This is a genomic window from Lysobacter sp. Soil_N_51 (assembly GCF_057655755.1).
On the sequence record NZ_JBDGLR010000005.1, the window covers coordinates 245,433 to 262,881 of the forward strand.

Genomic DNA, 17,449 nt, shown 5'->3' on the forward strand with positions numbered 1-17,449 from the left:
GGGCTACCGTCGGCGTCGGCCGCGACACGGGACCGACTTTCCATGGCCTACCTGTAGGAGCGGCGTGAGCCGCGACCGCGCCAATGCGGCTGCGACGCAGGCCCCAGCAGCCAACGTCGTGGCCGAGGTTTCGCGGTCGCAGCTTACGCAGCTCCTACAGTCGGATACGGGGCTGTCGTCGGCGTCGGCCGCGACACGCAGCCGACTTCGCATGGCCTACCTGTAGGAGCGGCGTGAGCCGCGACCGCGCCACTGCGGCTGCTGCGCAGGTCCCTGTAGCCAGCGTCGTAGCCGCGGTTTCGCGGTCGCAGCTTACGCAGCTCCTACAGTCGGATACGGGGCTGTCGTCGGCGTCGGCCGCGACACGCAGCCGACTTCGCATGGCCTACCTGTAGGAGCGGCGTGAGCCGCGACCGCGCCAATGGGCCCACGGTGCAGGCTCCTGCGGCCATCGTCGCGGCCGCGGTTTCGCGGTCGCAGCTTGCGCAGCTCCTACAGTCGGATACGCGGCCGCCGCCACTACGGCGACTCCGCGCGGTGCACGCAATCAGCACGCGGGTCACAAGCCGCACGCCACAGCCGGTTTGCGCGGAGCGCCAATCGCTCCGGGCCGCGCTCGAACCCGCGCCGGCTCGCGCATAATCCGCGCATGCAGCTCGACCTCCTGTCTCCGCAATTGTCCGTGGTCACCCAACTGGCGCCGCTATCGGTGGCGCTGCTGGTGGCCGCCTACGCGATCGGTTCGCTGTCGGGCAGCCTGCTGCTGGGCAAGCTGCGCGGGGTCGACATCCGCACCCAGGGCAGCGGCAATGCCGGCGGCACCAACGCCTTCCGCACTCAGGGCCTGCGGTTTGCCGCCGCCGTGGTGGTGTTCGATATCGGCAAGGGCGCGCTGGCGACCTGGCTGGCTCTGCGCTACGCGCCGGTCGGGCATGCCTTGTCGGTCACCTCGCACGGGTATCTGGCCGCGTTCGCCGCGGTGCTCGGCCATGTCTGGCCGATCTGGCACGGGTTTCGCGGCGGCAAGGGCGCGGCGACCCTGGTCGGCGGGCTGGCGGTGCTGTGGCCGTTCGCGCTGCCGATCCTGCTGGCGGTGTGGGCGCTAGTGATCCTGCTCAGCGGCTACGTCGGCCTGGCCACGGTGATCGCCGCGCTGTGTCTGCCGGTACTGGCCTGGCTCGGCGATGCCGGGCTGCCGCGGCTGTATTTCGCCCTGGCCGCGGCGGTGCTGATCGTGTTCACCCATCGCGGCAATCTCGCGCGCCTGCGCGCCGGCACCGAATCGCGCTTCAACGGCGCGCGCCTGCTGCACCGTTGGCGCCGGAGCTGATGGACGATCGCGCGCTGCTGCAACGCCTGATCGAAGGTCCCGCCACCGGCGACGCGCTGGCCAGCGCGGCCGGGCAGACCCGCGCCGCGGTGTGGAAACGCATCGAGGCCCTGCGCGAAGCCGGGGTCGCGATCGAGGCCAAGCCCGGCCGTGGCTATGCCTTGTCGCAGCCGCTCGATCTGCTCGACGCGCAGGCGATCACCGCCGCCATGCACGCCGACGCGCGCGCGCGCCTGACGGCGCTGGACGTGGCCTGGACGATCGATTCGACCAACAGCGAATTGCTGCGCCGGCCCACGCCCGCGCAGGGCGCCGCGGTGCTGCTGGCCGAACGCCAGACCGGCGGGCGCGGTCGGCGCGGCCGGGTCTGGGCTTCGCCGCTGGCCGCGCATCTGTACCTGTCGCTGTCGCGCAGTTTCGGCGGCGGCCTCGCGCGCCTGGGCGGGCTGAGCCTGGTCGCCGGCATCGCCGCGGTCGAGGCCCTGCAGCGCTTGGGCTATGCCGACGTGCGATTGAAGTGGCCGAACGATCTGGTCGTGCTCGACGGCGCCGGCCTGCGCAAACTCGGCGGCCTGTTGATCGAAGGCGGCGGCGAATACGCCGGCCCGGCGCGGGCGGTGATCGGCCTGGGCCTCAACGTGCGCATGCCGGCCGCGGCCGCCGCGCAGATCGATCAACCCTGGTGTGACTTGGCGATGCTCGTGTCGCAACGCGTGTTGTCGCGCAACGCCGTCGCCGCCGCCTTACTTGACAGCCTGCTGCCGGCGCTGGACGAATTCGACGCGTCCGGCCTGGCGCCTTTCATCGATCGCTACGCCGCGTTCGACGCCTTGGCCGGGCAGGCGGTGACCGTCCACGGCGCGCAGGCAGATCACGTCGGCACCGCGATCGGTCTGGCCGACGACGGCGCCTTGCGGGTGCGTCTGGCCGACGGCGAAGAACGCCGCTTCCATGCCGGCGAAGTCAGCGTGCGCCGTGGCGCGGGAGACGCGCGATGAGCGCCTGGCTGTTCGATCTGGGCAATACCCGGCTCAAGTGCGCGCCGCTGGATGCGCATGGCCGTCCCGGCCCGGCGCTGGCGCTGCCGCATCGCGAGGAAGACGTCGCCGCGGCCTTGGCCGAGGCCTTGCCGGACGAGCGCATCGAGGTCGCCTATCTGGCCAGCGTCGCCCATCCGGCGCTGCGCATGGCGGTATTGCAGGCGTTGACCGAACGTTGCGGACGGATCTCGATCGCGCGTACTCAGCCGAGTTTCGAACTCGACGGCTTCGGCCGCGTGCGCATCGCCTATGCCGACCCGCGCAAGCTCGGCGTCGACCGCTTTCTCGCCTTGCTGGGCGCGCACGCGCGCGGCGAAGGCGCGGCCTTGATCTGCGGGGTCGGCACCGCGTTGACCATCGACCTGCTCGACGCCGACGGCCTGCATCACGGCGGCCTGATCGCGCCGTCGCCGACGCTGATGCGCGAAGCGCTGCATGGGCGCGCGCCGCAGTTGCCCGAACTCGGCGGTCAGCGCATGTCGTTCGCCGCCGACACCGAGGATGCGCTGGCGTCGGGCTGCGACGGCGCGGCGTTGGCGCTGATCGAGCGCAGCCTGACCGTGGCGAAGTTGAAGCTGGGCACCGTGCCGCAGTTGCTGCTGCACGGCGGCGGCAGCGACGCGCTCGCCGCCGCGCTGCCTGCGCCGATCGCCGCGCCGACCTTGGTGCTGGAAGGTCTCGCGATCTGGGCCGGAATCGAAACTTCGCCTTGAGCGGGGCGGCGATCGGGCAGGCTAGAATCGACGCATGCTCGTTCGTGCCCTCATCGTCCTGCTGATCGCGCTCAACCTCGGCGTCGCCGCGTGGTGGATCGCGCGACCCGCGCCGCCCGCGCCGCCGCGCGAACAACTTCCGTCCGGCGTGGCGCGGCTGCAGATGGTCGACGAACCGCGCAGCGCGGCTAAGCCGCAAGCCGTTACGCCGCCGAAGACGACGGACGCCGCCGCGCCGGTGGCGGCATCGTCGGCGCCGCAGCCCGCGTCGGCCGCGCCCGTGAATTCGGCGCCGGTCCCGGCGGCGGAGAAACCGCAGACGCCGCCAGCCGCAACGCCGTCTGCGGCCGCCACGGTAGCGACGGCCACGCCGTTGCCGACCACTCCCGTCGGCACGCCCGCGCCGATCGCACCACCGCCCGAAGCCAAGCCGCAATGCTTCAGCGTCGGGCCGTTCGCCGATACCGCCGCGGCCGCCGAGGCACGCGCCAAGCTGCAGCCGCTGGCGCAGAAACTGGCCACGCGCACTCAGGCCGGCACCGGCAATGCACGCGGTTGGCGCGTGTACATGCCGCAGGCCAGCGCCGAGGCCGCGCAGGCCACCGCGCAGCGCATCCGCGCGGCCGGTTTCAGCGATCTGTTCGTGATGAGCGGCAGCGAAGCCAACGCCATCGCCCTGGGCCGTTTCCGCAGCGAGGAATCGGCGCGCAAGCGCGGCGCCGAGTTGAGCGCGGCCGGCTTCAGCGCGCGGGTCGAAGCGCTCGGCGAAAGCGGCGAAGGCCCGACCTGGATCGACGTCGCCACCACCACCTCCAACGGCGATGCATTGCGCCGCGCCGCCGGCGCCTCGCGCTGGCGCGGCCGTTCCTGCGCCGGTCTGGGTTGATCGCGGCCCATTCGCAGCCCGCACGCGTCGCGCTGTCGCGATGAGACCCGGGCGCGATAGAATGCGCCGGCGCCATCGATCCGCTCGCTGGTCGCCCGTCACGTCAAGCTGCCGCTTTAGCTCAGTTGGTAGAGCACTCGCCTTGTAAGCGAGCGGTCGTCCGTTCGATTCGGACAAGCGGCACCACGTGAATCCAAGTGAGTCCGAGAAAAACAACCGCCCGGCCACCGCATCCGAAGGCCGCGCCAATTCCGGCCGCACTCCCGGCCACACCCCCCAACCGCATCCGAGCAAGCACATCGGCTCAGCATGCCGCGTCCAGCTCGCGCCCCGCGCCAGCGAAACCAAGAACAGCAAACTCCCGACACCCGCGCCTGGCCTCACGGCGCAATCGCCTCGCCTCGCCACGAAGCGACGCATTCGCCATTCACACCCGCGTTTTTGCGCACACCTTCACGGTTAAGCCCAGTTCGCGCTTAGGCACTAGAATGCCCCCATCGTCGGCGGCCGCAACGGCCCTGTTGCGGCGATCGCGCGATGCCGCGGGCATCGTCCGCGTTCACCTATCGATGCCGCGCGCTCATCCGTCAGCCAGCGCGGCAGAGGACATCCTTATGAGTCGTACCTATCCCCCGGTTTCGTTGATCGGTGCGCCGACCGACGTCGGCGCCGGCCACCGCGGCGCGCGTATGGGGCCCGAAGCCCTGCGCATCGCCGGCCTCGGCGAAGCCCTGGTCGCGCGCGGCGTCGACGTGGTCGATCGCGGCAATCTCGACGGCCCGCGCAATCCCTGGCAGAAACCGGTCGAAGGCTATCGCCATCTGCCCGAAGTGGTGACCTGGAACCGTCTGGTGATGGACGCGGTCGGCGCGGAACTGCGCGCCGGGCGCATGCCGATCCTGCTCGGCGGCGATCACTGCCTGGGGCTGGGCTCGATCACCGCGGTGGCGAACTACTGCCGCGAAACCGGCAAGCAACTGCGCGTGCTGTGGCTTGATGCGCACGCCGACTTCAACACCAGCCAGGTCACGCCGTCGGGCAACATCCACGGCATGCCGGTGTCGTGCCTGTGCGGCATCGGCCCGCAGGAACTGACCACGCTGGGCGGCCCGGCGCCGGCGATGCGCGCCGAGGACATTCGCCAGATCGGCATCCGCTCGGTCGATCCGGGCGAGAAGCAATTGATCCAGCAACACGGCCTGGACGTGTACGACATGCGCTACATCGACGAGATCGGCATGAAGCGGGTGATGGAGGAAGCGCTGGAAGGCGTGGACGACAACACCCATCTGCATGTCAGCTTCGACGTCGACTTCCTCGATCCGAGCATCGCGCCTGGTGTGGGCACCACGGTGCCGGGCGGGCCGAACTATCGCGAAGCGCAGTTGGTGATGGAGATGATCGCCGACAGCGGACGGCTCGCGTCGCTGGACATCGTCGAACTCAATCCGATCCTCGACAAGCGCAACCGCACCGCCAAGCTGTCGGTGGACCTGGTCGAAAGCCTGTTCGGAAAATCCACCTTGATGCGCGAGTAAGGCAAACGCGTCGATGGCGGCCGCGGCGATGAATCGCGGCTGACGCCGGACACGGTGAACCCATGTAAGGCATTGTTTCGCGTGGCTTTCGCGCCTCACTCCACGCGGGCTTCACGTTCATTCGCGTCTGATCGGCTCCAGGACGCGACGAGTGGCGCGGCCGCTATGACCAAGGAGATTCTATGAAGCGTTTGACTGCCCTGTTGCTGCTGGCCCTGTTTTCGATGGGCACCCTGAGTGCTTGCAACACCGTGGCCGGCGCCGGTAAGGACGTGAAGAAGGCCGGCGAGAAGGTCGAGCAGAAGGCCGAAGAAGTACGCGACGGCAAGTAAGCAGCGCGAACCGCTATAAGCAAAAAGGCCGGAGCGATCCGGCCTTTTTGTTTGCCTGATGTTTGGTTCGAAACCGCGCGACGACGATGGTTACGCCACTCAGCGCTCAGTTTGCGGCTGAAGGATTCACTTCGTTCATCGACATCAAGTCCGGGCTAACGCAATCGTGATCGGATGCGAATGTCGCGGCTGCGAAGCTGGCCTCGTGATCTCGGCAGGCCGATCACGCACGACGCGGTCGACACGACGCAGTGCGCGGCGCCGAATCCGAATCCCCCAACTGAAGGAGTGGACATCGATGAACAAAGACATCATTGCCGGCAAGTGGACCCAGATCAAAGGCAAGGCTAAGGCGAAGTGGGGCGACCTGACCGACGACGTATTCGATGTCGCCGAGGGCAACTCCGAATACCTCGCCGGCAAGCTGCAGGAACGCTATGGCTGGGAAAAAGACCGCGCCGAGAAGGAAGTGCGCGAGTTCGGCAAGACCTTGAACTGACCCGACGGGTCTGGATGGTGTAATCAGCGGCGCCGATCAAACCTGCTGATCGCGCCGCGCGCCAGTCGCATCGGCGCAGTTGTGGACAGCCACCGGTGCGAGGTACGAGGAGAAGCGGGCCGGATGCGAATCCGGCCCGTTTTTATTGCGTGTGTTTCCAAGCCAGGCAAGACTCGTCCCGATTCCCGATTCCCGATTCCCGATTCCCGATTCCCGATTCCCGATTCCCGCTCACCAACCGCGCGACGGCGGATCGGCGACGAAGCCGCTCGGAAACGCGTTGGGTTCGTTGCGATTGCGGTAGTACGGATCGCGATAACGCGGCACCACCCCGCGCGCGACCAAGCTGCGGTAATCGTCGTAGCGCAACTGCAGGACCTGCGCGGGCGAACGCGAGGCGCGCACGAACTGGGTCTGCGACACCGGCGACCATTCGCGCGAACCGTGACCGGTGCCGATCGATTGCGCGGCCGCGTCGGCGGCGGCCGATTCGCGGCCGATCTCGCTCGCCGCCGGCGCGGGCGCGGCGTTGCCCGATGCGCGGCGCTCGGCCTTGGCCGCTTCGCCTTCGCGCGCCATCGGCGGATACGGGTAGGGATACGGATACGGACGCGGCGGTTGGCGATAAGCGCGCTCCTCGAACACCGCCACGCCGATCACGCCGACGTTGTCGGGCCGGCCGGTGCGCGCGGCGTAGCTGTCGGGCAGATCGGTAAACACGAACTGGGCCACGTCGTCGAGCGACTTGCGCCAGCCGTTGATTTCGGTGGACTGCCACGCATCGAGCACGTAACCGGCCTGCGAGGGGTTGGCGGTCTGGCCGCTGACCGCGTTGACGCCGTCGACCGACAGCACCACCAGCACGCGCTGGCCGGTGGTGTTGGTCAGGCGCACCGAATAGCGATGGCCCGGGGTGCCGGCGATCCACTGCTGGCCGCGATGGGGCCAGCTCGGCAGCCAGTCGCCGTTGTCGCGGTCGACCACGGCGACATCGACCAGCGGGCGGGCGTAGCTCGGGGTGCAGGCGCTTGCGGTCAATGCGGCGCCGACGAGCAGGACTAGCGAGCGGAACATGGCGGGTCTCCTGGTGGGTCGATGAGGTGGTCGATCCTGCAAACGCCTGCCCGATCGAAACGGGGTTGTGGCTGCGATCACAGGCCCGCTCGCGCGGCCTAGCCGGCCGACGGCGCTCAGCTGCCGCTCAGGCGGATAGCCCGGTGGGCGGCCCGGCTCAGAGGTCGGCCGCGGCGGTCAGCGGGTACACTGGCCGGCCACGATCCACCCGCGATTCACCATGACCCAGACCCGCGTCCTGACCGGCATCACCACCTCCGGCACTCCCCACCTCGGCAACTACGTCGGCGCGATCCGCCCGGCGGTCGCCGCCAGCCTCACGCCGGACGTGGAGAGTTTCTATTTCCTCGCCGACCTGCATGCGCTGATCAAGGTGACCGAACCTGAGCGCGTGCAGCGCTCGACCCTGGAGATCGCCGCGGCGTGGCTGGCCTGCGGCTTGGACCCGGCCAAGGTGTGGTTCTACCGGCAGAGCGAAATCGTCGAGATTCCGGAGCTGAGCTGGTTCCTGACCTGTGTCGCCGGCAAGGGCATCCTCAACCGCGCGCACGCCTACAAGGCCGCGGTCGACAAGAACCGCGCCGAGGGCGAGGACGACGACGCGGCCATCAATGCCGGTCTTTTCATGTACCCGGTGCTGATGTCGGCCGACATCCTGGTGTTCAACGCGCACAAGGTTCCGGTCGGCCGCGATCAGGTCCAGCATATCGAGATGGCGCGCGATTTCGCCCAGCGCTTCAATCATCTGTACGGCGAGCATTTCGTCCTGCCCGAGGCGCTGATCGAGGAAAGCGTGGCGACCCTGCCGGGCCTGGACGGCCGCAAGATGAGCAAGAGCTACGACAACACCATTCCGTTGTTCGCGCCGCGCGAGCAGTTGAAGAAATTGATCTATTCGATCGTCACCGATTCGCGCATGCCTGGCGAGCCGAAGGACACCGAAGGCTCGGCGCTGTTCCAGATCTATCAGGCGTTCGCGAGCGTGGACGAAACCGAAGCGATGCGGCGCGCGTTCGCCGACGGCATCGCCTGGGGCGAGGCGAAGCAGGCCTTGTTCGAACGCATCGACGCGGAAATCTCTCCGCTGCGCGAGAAGTACGAAACGTTGATCGCGCAGCCGCACAAGATCGAAGCGATCCTGATCGACGGCGCGCGCCGGGTACGCGAGCGTTACGCGCATTCGACCATGAAGCGCCTGCGCGCGGCGGTCGGCTTGCGCGATCTGTCGCAGGCGATTGTCAAACAGGACAAAAAGGCTGTACGCACTCCGACACTTCCCGGATTTAAAGCCGTTCCCTTCAGGGAAAAGAGTGGAATGTTCAGGTTTCGAATTTCAAACGAGGCTGGACAGGAGATGTTTGTCTCAAAAGAGTTTAGTGATGCGAAAGTTGCTAATGCGCTTATAAGTGAGCTGGCGCTGCTTGGATTGGATTTTTTTGGGCTGCAGGAACTTCAGGATCAATTGCTCTTGACGCGAAATGGAGAAGCTCTCGGTGTTTTCAGTGGCGTGATGAAAAACGCGACTCCGCAAGAAGCTGAGCGATATCTGAAGCCACGCCTCAGTGGCCGCTACGTTGTATCGCGACAGAGCAATGGGCAGTATCACTTTGTTCTTAAGGCTGGTAACGGAGAGACCATACTCTCGAGCGAAAGCTACAGTACGAAAGAGTCCTGCTTGAATGGAATTGAAGCGGTTCGGTCCAATGCGGAGATGCCTGCTAGATTTGAGAAAAAATTGTCGTCGAGCAACAAACCCTACTTTGTTTTGAAGGCGGCCAATCATCAGATAATTGGTACGAGCGAGTTATATAATTCGGATGCAGCGAGAGAAAATGGAATTGCTTCTGTAAACATAAACGCGAAGAACTCTCCGTTGGAAGACAGGACCTGATTGTGAGTCCGGTCATTGAAAATTTTTCCGTTCGACCCCAGCCATGAGTCGCTTCGTCGAACTCAATCTGGCGCTGATCCTGTTCCTGCCGTGGTTCGCGATCCTCGGCGCCTTGTTCTGGCTGTATCCGCGCCGGCCGCGCAACCCGGCGCGCAAGTTGTTCGATGCGGTGTCGTTGGCGGTGTCGGTGTGCGCGTTCGTGCTCGCCGTGCATTGGGCGCACCTGCATGCCGGACGCGGGCACGGCGCGATGTGGCCGCAGATTCTCGCCACCTCGCTGGGTTATGGCGTGTTCCTGCTGGTGCTGGCGATCGCGTGCTTGGTGCGTTGGCGCTGGTTGCGCGGGGTGGTCGATCATCGCGAGTGAGAACAAGCGAAACCGCTGACGAAACCGCGAAATGATGCCTACGAAAGCCGCATCGCGGCGGCGCGCCATGAAGGCATAGACTGCAAGCCAGTCACAGCCCGATTCTCTGCCATGACCTCAGCTTCCGATCCGAGCACGCACGCCGCTTCCGAGCAAGCCGCGGCTTCGCACCCAGCCGACTCGCACGCAGCCGACTCGCACGGCATCGTCACCGTCGACACCGGCTTTCATCGTCCGGTGTTCGACGCGGCCTATCTGATCGTCGAAAACGGCCGCGCCGCCTTCGTCGATTGCGGCACCCAGCATTCGATCCCGGCCCTGCTCGACGCGCTCGCGCGGCAGGGGCTGACGCCGGCCGAGGTCGACTGGCTGATCCTCACCCACGTGCACCTCGATCACGCCGGCGGCGCCGGCGCGCTGATGCAGCGCCTGCCGAATGCACGCGCGGTCGTGCATCCGCGCGGCGCGCCGCACATGATCGATCCCTCGGTGCTGGTGGCCGGCGCCACCGCGGTCTACGGTGCCGAGGAAATCGAGCGCAGTTACGGGCAGATCGTGCCGATTCCGGCCGAACGCGTGGTCGTCGCCAAGGACGGCCATGTCGTTGATCTCGCCGGGCGACCGCTGCTGTGCGTGGACACACCCGGGCATGCGCGCCATCACTTGTGCGTGTGGGACGAGCGCAGCCGCGGCTGGTTCACCGGCGACACCTTCGGCCTGTCGTATCGCGAATTCGATGCGCCGCGAGGCCCGTTCGTGCTGCCGACCAGTTCGCCGGTGCAGTTCGAACCCGAGCCGCTCAAGACCTCGATCCGCACCTTGCTGGCGCGCGATCCCGAGGCGATGTACCTGACCCACTACGGTCGGGTCGGCGATGTGCAGCGGCTCGGCGCCGAATTGATCGAACAGATCGACGCGATGGTGCGGCTGGCGCGCGCCGCGTCGGCGGCCGGCGGCGACCGGCATGCGCGCCTGGTCGCGGCGCTGGCCGATTACTTCCTGGCGCGCGCGCAGGCGCACGGCAGCGCGCTGAGCCCGGCGCAGATGCGGGCGGTGCTGGCGGTCGACATCGAGCTCAACGCCCAGGGCCTGGAGGTCTGGCTGGATCGGCGCGGCTGAGCGGTCGCGGCCCTCGCCAGGGCCGATTTTGCTGAACCGACGCCGGAGCGCCACGATCAGGCCGCGCGGCCGTCACGGGCATTGAATCGTCTCCGGGGTAGCTTGAGCGAGACCACGTAGCATCTCTCCCCCCTATATCGCCGATGCCCGTCGTGCCGCTGCGACTCCGTCATTTCCTGCCGCTGTCGATCCCGGGCCCGCCCGCGCAGGACGATGCCCTCGCGCCCGCGGCCGATTCGCCGCCGCGTTCGCCTGGTGAGGACGACGGCCGTCAATCCACGCTGGAGTCCTACGGCCTGCTCGACAGCGTGCCGGAGGCGGCCTACGACGATCTGGTCCGGCTCGCCGCGACCTTGTGCGGCACCCAAGGCGCGGCGATCGCCCTGATCGATCGCGAGCGGGTCTGGTTCAAGGCGCGGCATGGGGTAGACGCCGAGCAATTGCCGCGCTCGCATTCGATCTGCCATCAACTGATCGGACAGGCCCGGCCCGATCGCCTGCTGCTGATCGGCGACGTCGCCCAGGACCCGCGTTTCGCCGCGCTCGGCCTGAGCCTGCAAGGCGGGCAAGCGCTGCGTTTCTATGCCGGCGCGGCCCTGATGAGCCCCGACGGTCATCCGCTCGGCACCCTGTGCGTCCTCGACACTCAACCGCGCGCGCTGTCGGCGGCCCAGGCCGACGGCCTGGCCGCGCTGGCGCGGCAGATCCAGCATCTGTTCGAACTTCGCCGGTATGCCATCGAACAGCGCCGCCTGTTGTCCGAGCGCGAGGCCTTCGCCCGGCAACTGGAAAGCGCGCAGGCCGACCTGCAGCGGCGTCACGACCTGCTGCAGCACAGCGCCAGCCACGATGCGCTGACCGGCCTGCTCAATCGCAGCGCGTTGGCGCAATTGCAGGACAGTCCGGACGCGATGCAGCGCCTGGGTCGCGCTGCCTACACCCTGATGGTGATCGACGTCGATCACTTCAAACAGGTCAACGATCGCCACGGCCATCTGCTCGGCGATCGCGCCTTGCGCGCGGTGGCCGACGCGGTGGCCGCGTCGATACGCGAAGACGATGTCGCGGTGCGCTACGGCGGCGAAGAATTTTTGGTGGTGCTGCCGGGCACGCGTCTGGCCACCGCCAGCGAAATCGGCGAACGCATCCGCCAGCGCGTCGCGCGTTCGTCGTTGCCGTTCGCGCTGACCGTGTCGATCGGCGTGGCCGGCGGCGAGCCCGGACGCGATGCGCCCGAGCAGGTGTTCGATCGCGCCGATCAGGCCTTGTACCGCGCGAAGGCGGCGGGGCGCGATCGGCTGGTGGTCGACGACAGTTGAGCGCGCGCCGCGCGCGCGTTCAATCCCACTGATTCGGCGGCGGTCCGCGCTCGGGGTGCTTCATCTGCACCACGCAGAAGCGATGGCCGGTCGGGGCCTGCATCACCCACCAGCGCTTGATGAATTCGACCCGGGTGGCGCCGAGTTTTTCCAGGCGATCGGCTTCGGCTTCGATGTCGTCGCTTTCGATGTCCAGGTGCACGCGCGAGGGATGCGCGACCTTCTGCACCGCGACGTAAAGCTCGTCGGCGGTGTTGGCGAGCTGCGCGTATTGCGCGCCGTCGCCATCGTCTTCGTCGGTTTCGCCGCGGGCCAGGCCGAGCGCGCCGCTCCAGAAATCCGCGGCGGGGTCGATCTCGCCGGTCTGACAATCGATGATGAAGCCGGCCAGGCGGCTGCGGTGGGCCATGTCGTCGCTCCGTTGTCCGAGGTCGAGCGACAGACTGCCGCGCGGGCGGCGAATGCGGAAGTGTCCGGGTGTCGAAGCGGTCGCAGTTCGCGCGCGATTTTTCTTGCGCGGCCATCGCATCGGTTTTGCTCGCGAACCGCGCGCACTCAGCGCGCCGGGTATTCGCGCTCATGCAAGGTGTCGCGAGGCGGGCGCCGGCCCGCGAGGGACCGGCGCCGCGCGGGTCGATCAGTTGGCGCGGGCCAGATCGTCGATCATCGCCTTGAGGAAGCGCGCGGCTTCGCCGCCGGTGCAGGCGCGGTGGTCGAAGGTCAACGACAACGGAATGACCTTGTGCGATTCGAAGCCGCCCATCACCGGGGTCATCTGGTGACGGCCCTTGCCGGCGGCGACGATCGCCACGGTCGGCGGCACCACCACCGGGGTGGCGTAGCGGCCGGCGAACATGCCGAAGTTCGACAGCGAGATCGTGTAGCCGGTCAGTTCCGACGCCGGGATGCTGCGGTCTTGGACCTGCACGCGCAGGCGATTAATCGCTTCGCGCACGCCGCGGGTGTCGAGCACGTCGGCATTGCGCAGCGCCGGCACGAACAGGCCGTCGTCGGTGTCCACGGCGATGCCGATGTCGACATGCGGATGCAGGGTGCGGGTGAGCTTGTCGCCGTCGAACCAGGCGTTGAGCGCCGGCACCGCCTTGCACGCGGTGACGATGGCGCGGACCAGGCGGCCGGTGATGTCGTTGCCCGGTGCCCAGGCGTGGATGTCGGCGTCGTCGGCAAGCGTGGTCGGCACGACCTTGCTGTGCGCGTCGGCCATCACTCGCGCCATGTTGCGGCGCACGCCCTTGAGCTGTTCGGGCTGGCCGCTCGCGGCCACGCCGGGCGGCTGGGTGCGCATCGGACGGCCGGCCTGCGACAGGGTGCTGCGCGAGGCGGCCGGCGCTTCAGCGACGGGAGCGCGATTCTGCGCCGGTGCAGCGACCGCGGCGGTCGGCGCCGAACCGACCTTGGCCGAACCGTCGGCGGCGGCGCGCTTGACGTCGTCGTTGGTGACCACGCCATCGTTGCCGGTGGCGCGCACGCGGCTCAGGTCGACGCCGAGCTTGCGCGCGAGCGCGCGCACCGCCGGCATCGCCTTGACGCCGCCGACCGCGACGGCCTGTTCGCTGCGCACCGCATCGGAGGACTGCATCGCCCCGACCACGGTGCCGCTGTCGGCGCGTTCGGTGGCTTCCGCGGGCTTGGCCGCGGCAACCGGTTCGGCGGCCGCGGCCGGCGCCGGTGCAGCGGCTGCCGCGGGCGCGGCATGACCGTGGTTGTGCCCAGTGTCCTGACCGTCGGCGCGCTGCGGCTGGCTGAGGTCGAGTTCGAACTCGGCCAGCATGGTGCCGGTGACGACGATATCGCCGGCCGCGCCGGCCAGCTTGAGCACCTTGCCCGACACGGGCGAGGGCACCTCGACCACGGCCTTGGCGGTCTCCATCGACACCAGGGTGTCGTCGAGGCGGATGGTGTCGCCGACCTTGACCGCCCATTCGACGATGGTCGCGTCCGGCAGGCCTTCGCCGAGATCGGGAAGCAGGAAGGTCTTGGTATCGCTCATAAACGGGTTCGTCTCTGAAATAGGGAGTTGGGACGCGGCGTCACGACGCATCGTCCTGGATGACTTGCAGATGGCGCGCGGGCACCCAGCCCTGCGCGCCGTCCTCGCGTTGCGCCCACCACCAGCCGCCGAGTTCGTCGTGCAATCGCAGCGACTGGCCGACCGACACGTCGAGTTCGCGCGCGTCGTAGCTGGCCAGCGTTTCGGCGCGTTCGGCGTCGAGCGGGCGCAGCAGATCGCATGGCGCCCAGCCGGCGCGGTCGTCGGCCAGGCGGGTCCACACGTAAGCGGGCCACTCGTGGTCGCGTTCGCCCAGGTGCACGATCTCACCCGCCTCGAAGCGGATGGGATCGTGATACTTGGTGCGGTAATCGGCGACCACGAGCGCGCGCATCTCAGCCATGGCCGAGCGCGCGCTTGGCCGCCGCGACGATCTTGTCGACGCTCGGCAGGTACTTCATTTCCAGGCGGAACAGCGGGATGTGGGTGTCGTAGCCGGTGACCCGTTCGACCGGCGCGAGCAGGTCGTACATCGACTCCTCGGCCAGGCGCGCGGCGATCTCGGCGCCGAAGCCGGCGGTGCGCGGGGCTTCGTGCACGATCACGCAGCGGCCGGTCTTGGCGACCGATTCGGCGATCGTGGCGAAGTCCAGCGGCTTGAGCGTGGCCACGTCGATCACTTCGCAGCTGATCCCTTCGCCGGCCAGTTTCTCGGCCGCTTCCAGGGTTTCCTTGACCTGCGCGCCCCAGCTGACCAGGGTGATGTCGGTGCCGTCGCGCAGCACGTAGCACACGTCCAGCGGCAGCGCTTCGCCGTCGTCGGCGACCACTTCCTTGTACTGGCGATAGATGCGCTTGGGTTCGTAGAAGATCACCGGATCGGGATCGCGGATCGCCGCCAGCAACAGGCCGTAGGCGCGCGCCGGCGAGGACGGCAGCACCACGCGCAGGCCCGGCACGTTGGTGAACAAGGATTCGTTGGCTTCGCTGTGATGCTCCGGCGCGCGGATACCGCCGCCCCACGGCACCCGCAGCACCATCGGGCAGGTCAGGCGGCCGCGGGTGCGGTGCCGGAAACGCGCGGCGTGGCAGATGATGTGATCGAGCATCGGATAGACGAAGCCGTCGAACTGCGCTTCGGCGACCGGCTTCATGCCCTGCGCGGCCAGGCCGACGGTGAGGCCGGCGATGGTGGTTTCGTCCAGCGGCGTGTCGAGCACGCGCTCGCTGCCGAAGATCTGCTGCAGGCCGGCGGTGGCGCGGAATACGCCGCCGTTGACGCCGACGTCTTCGCCGAGCACCAGCACGGTGTTGTCGTGGCGCATCTCGTAGGCGAGCGCCTGGGTGATCGCTTCGATCAAAGTGATCGCGGCGGGCGTGGCGACCGGCTGACTCGTATCCACGTTGGCTTTCGTCGCGACGTTCATCGACGACCCTCCAGAGCAAGTACTTCGGCGCGTTGCGCCTGCAGATCCGCAGGCATGTCGCCGTACAGGTAATCGAACATGGCTTCCACCGGCTGCACCGGCGTTTCCAGGTAGGCGTTGATCTCGACGTCGACCTTCTTGCCGCATTCCTCGGCCCAGGCTTTTTCGAGTTCTTCGCTCCACACGCCCTGATCGGTGAGATAGGTGCGCAGGCGCGGCATCGGGTCGCGCGTCCAGGCATCTTTCACTTCGGCGTCGTCGCGGTAGCGGCGCGCGTCGTCGGCGGTGGTGTGATCGTGCAGGCGGTAGGTGAGGAATTCGATCACGCTGCCGCCGCCGCCGCTGCGCGCCAGTTCGGCGGCGCGGCGCATGCCTTCGAGCACGGCGATCAGATCGTTGCCGTCGACCTGCAGGCAATGCAGACCGCCGGCCAGGCCCTTCTGCGCGAGCGTCTTGGCGCCGGTCTGCGCCTTGCGCGGCACCGAGATCGCCCAGCCGTTGTTGATCACGCACAGGATCAGCGGCAGTTCGTACGCGCCGGCGGAATTGAGCGCGGCGTAGAAGTCGGTCTTGGACGAACCGCCGTCGCCGCAGCAGGCGACCGCGAGGTTTTGCTCCTTGCGCAGTTTGAACGCCAATGCGGCGCCGGCCGCGTGCAGGCACTGGGTGGAGATCGGCACCGACCAGGCGAAGTCCTTGCGCGGACCGGCGAAGTCGTTGCCGCGTTCGTCGCCGCCCCAGTACATCAGCACTTCGCGCGGTTGCACGCCGCGCATGAACTGGGCGCCGTATTCGCGATAGCTCGGCGCGAACACGTCATCAGGTTGCATCGATGCGCCGATGCCGACATGGGTGGCTTCGTGGCCCAGGCAGGCGGCATAGGTGCCGAGCTTGCCGGTGCGTTGCAGCGCGATGGCCTTGGTATCGAAGGTGCGCACGAACAGCATCTGCTTGAACAGCGGCAGCAAGGTGTTCGCGTCCTTGAACGCGGCCGGGATCTCGGCGACGGGCTTACCGTCGGCACCGAGGTATTGCAGGTATTCGATTTCGAACGTCGCGGCGACGGTCATCGGGAAGGGTCCTCACGGGTGGGGATGAGGTCCGAATCGTTCCGGTCCCGGATCCAGTGCCGGGCGCGCTGGTCAGCTTCAGACGGCTGGGTCCGGTTCTCCGTTCCAGTGCGGAGTCAGCCGGGCCGGGCTAAAGCCGCAGCGCCCGTGGCCTTCCGGCCTGGGGCGCTGCGTCATGGCGCGGATGATACCCAAACGCGTGTTAAGCGCCGTTGCGCGCTGCGGCATGCATTGCGCGCGGAAACCCGCTAGGCGTCGGGAGGCGTGCGGCGAAATCACCGATTTCGTGAACTCGCCCGGAATTCAAACGCGCCGCGCGGATGATGACGGATCGGAATTTCGTTATGGCGTCGCGACTTGCGTTGGCGACGCGGGTTTGCGCGCAGGCCTGGATTGCGCTAGTCGCGCGCCGTGTTCGCGCTGCTTGCGAGTGTCGCGACGCATCGCGAATCGTCTTGCTGAATGTGATCTGGTTTCGATCCTGCGCGGAAACCGAACAGCACGGCGCGGTATGGATATCGATGACAGTTGCGTACGCGGCGGCGCGTTCGAAACGGCTGTTGCGGCAAAGCGGTCAAGCATCGCGGTGGGGACGATGGGGCAGGCGGACGCAGCGAACCGACGAAGCGGGCGCGTTGGACGAGTCGACGATGTTGGCGGTGCGAGCGAACGCGACACGATGATTCATGCCGTCAGACCCAATGGTTCGAGCATCGCTTCGGCATCTCGGCGATCACGGCATCGCATCGCAACGACATTCGCTCGACACAATCGCCGAGGCAAAAAAAGACCCCGGCGCAAGGCCGGGGTCGAGGTGGTGCGTACAGCGATGT

Annotated in this window: 17 protein-coding genes, 1 tRNA gene and 1 pseudogene; 13 read left to right on the forward strand and 6 right to left on the reverse strand. The window is 67.7% G+C overall.

Going from position 1 to position 17,449, the window contains the following annotated elements:
- Positions 1–649: 649 nt before the first annotated feature.
- From plsY to AC3A4T_RS10850, 8 genes are all read left to right on the forward strand, one after another.
- Positions 650–1,330, forward strand: coding sequence for a glycerol-3-phosphate 1-O-acyltransferase PlsY (gene plsY / locus AC3A4T_RS10815; RefSeq protein ID WP_487675401.1), 681 nt, complete (start codon positions 650–652; stop codon positions 1,328–1,330).
- Positions 1,330–2,328, forward strand: coding sequence for a bifunctional biotin--[acetyl-CoA-carboxylase] ligase/biotin operon repressor BirA (gene birA, locus AC3A4T_RS10820; protein WP_487675402.1), 999 nt, complete (start codon positions 1,330–1,332; stop codon positions 2,326–2,328). The genes plsY and birA overlap by 1 nt, the downstream gene beginning before the upstream one ends.
- A complete protein-coding gene (locus tag AC3A4T_RS10825; protein ID WP_487675403.1) occupies positions 2,325–3,083 on the forward strand; it encodes a type III pantothenate kinase in 759 nt (252 codons plus the stop codon). Before birA ends, AC3A4T_RS10825 begins: the two co-directional genes overlap by 4 nt.
- Positions 3,084–3,117: 34 nt before the next feature.
- A complete protein-coding gene (locus tag AC3A4T_RS10830) occupies positions 3,118–3,969 on the forward strand; it encodes an SPOR domain-containing protein (RefSeq protein ID WP_487675404.1) in 852 nt (283 codons plus the stop codon).
- 110 nt (positions 3,970–4,079) lie between these two features.
- A tRNA-Thr gene (locus AC3A4T_RS10835) sits at positions 4,080–4,155 on the forward strand.
- Between the two features lie 428 nt (positions 4,156–4,583).
- Entirely contained in the window at positions 4,584–5,507 is a 924-nt protein-coding gene (rocF, locus tag AC3A4T_RS10840) for an arginase (RefSeq protein WP_056106082.1), read from the forward strand.
- A 182-nt stretch (positions 5,508–5,689) separates the two neighbouring features.
- The gene (locus AC3A4T_RS10845; protein WP_036106649.1) at positions 5,690–5,839 is read left to right on the forward strand and encodes an entericidin A/B family lipoprotein; all 150 of its coding nucleotides are present in this window, start codon (positions 5,690–5,692) and stop codon (positions 5,837–5,839) included.
- Between the two features lie 298 nt (positions 5,840–6,137).
- On the forward strand, positions 6,138–6,338 hold the full coding sequence (locus AC3A4T_RS10850) for a CsbD family protein (RefSeq protein WP_036106652.1): 201 nt from the start codon (positions 6,138–6,140) through the stop codon (positions 6,336–6,338).
- A gap of 231 nt (positions 6,339–6,569) precedes the next feature.
- Here AC3A4T_RS10850 and AC3A4T_RS10855 read toward each other — a convergent pair whose 3' ends face one another.
- Positions 6,570–7,412: a hypothetical protein gene (locus tag AC3A4T_RS10855; protein WP_487675405.1), complete on the reverse strand. Its 843-nt coding sequence runs from the start codon at positions 7,410–7,412 to the stop codon at positions 6,570–6,572.
- A 220-nt stretch (positions 7,413–7,632) separates the two neighbouring features.
- Here AC3A4T_RS10855 and AC3A4T_RS10860 point away from each other — a divergent pair.
- From AC3A4T_RS10860 to AC3A4T_RS10880, 5 genes and pseudogenes are all read left to right on the forward strand, one after another.
- Positions 7,633–8,826 (forward strand): annotated as a pseudogene (locus AC3A4T_RS10860) (tryptophan--tRNA ligase); the annotation flags it as partial.
- Positions 8,827–8,922: 96 nt separating this feature from the next.
- The gene (locus AC3A4T_RS10865) at positions 8,923–9,303 is read left to right on the forward strand and encodes a YegP family protein (protein WP_487675594.1); all 381 of its coding nucleotides are present in this window, start codon (positions 8,923–8,925) and stop codon (positions 9,301–9,303) included.
- Between the two features lie 43 nt (positions 9,304–9,346).
- The gene (locus AC3A4T_RS10870; RefSeq protein ID WP_487675406.1) at positions 9,347–9,670 is read left to right on the forward strand and encodes a hypothetical protein; all 324 of its coding nucleotides are present in this window, start codon (positions 9,347–9,349) and stop codon (positions 9,668–9,670) included.
- A 111-nt stretch (positions 9,671–9,781) separates the two neighbouring features.
- On the forward strand, positions 9,782–10,789 hold the full coding sequence (locus tag AC3A4T_RS10875; RefSeq protein ID WP_487675407.1) for an MBL fold metallo-hydrolase: 1,008 nt from the start codon (positions 9,782–9,784) through the stop codon (positions 10,787–10,789).
- Between the two features lie 152 nt (positions 10,790–10,941).
- Positions 10,942–12,108, forward strand: a complete 1,167-nt coding sequence (locus AC3A4T_RS10880; RefSeq protein ID WP_487675408.1) for a GGDEF domain-containing protein — start codon at positions 10,942–10,944, stop codon at positions 12,106–12,108.
- Positions 12,109–12,127: 19 nt separating this feature from the next.
- Here AC3A4T_RS10880 and AC3A4T_RS10885 read toward each other — a convergent pair whose 3' ends face one another.
- From AC3A4T_RS10885 to pdhA, 5 genes are all read right to left on the reverse strand, one after another.
- The gene (locus AC3A4T_RS10885; RefSeq protein ID WP_487675409.1) at positions 12,128–12,517 is read right to left on the reverse strand and encodes a VOC family protein; all 390 of its coding nucleotides are present in this window, start codon (positions 12,515–12,517) and stop codon (positions 12,128–12,130) included.
- A gap of 228 nt (positions 12,518–12,745) precedes the next feature.
- Positions 12,746–14,119 carry a dihydrolipoamide acetyltransferase family protein gene (locus tag AC3A4T_RS10890; RefSeq protein ID WP_487675410.1) on the reverse strand — a complete coding sequence of 458 codons (1,374 nt, stop codon included), beginning with the start codon at positions 14,117–14,119 and terminating at the stop codon, positions 12,746–12,748.
- A 40-nt stretch (positions 14,120–14,159) separates the two neighbouring features.
- On the reverse strand, positions 14,160–14,513 hold the full coding sequence (locus tag AC3A4T_RS10895) for an SH3 domain-containing protein (protein WP_056106072.1): 354 nt from the start codon (positions 14,511–14,513) through the stop codon (positions 14,160–14,162).
- Between the two features lies 1 nt (position 14,514).
- Positions 14,515–15,546, reverse strand: coding sequence for an alpha-ketoacid dehydrogenase subunit beta (locus AC3A4T_RS10900; protein ID WP_487675411.1), 1,032 nt, complete (start codon positions 15,544–15,546; stop codon positions 14,515–14,517).
- Positions 15,543–16,616 (reverse strand): pyruvate dehydrogenase (acetyl-transferring) E1 component subunit alpha, encoded by a 1,074-nt coding sequence (gene pdhA, locus AC3A4T_RS10905; protein WP_487675412.1) that lies wholly within the window; start codon positions 16,614–16,616, stop codon positions 15,543–15,545. The genes AC3A4T_RS10900 and pdhA overlap by 4 nt, the downstream gene beginning before the upstream one ends.
- Between the last annotated feature and the right edge of the window lie 833 nt (positions 16,617–17,449).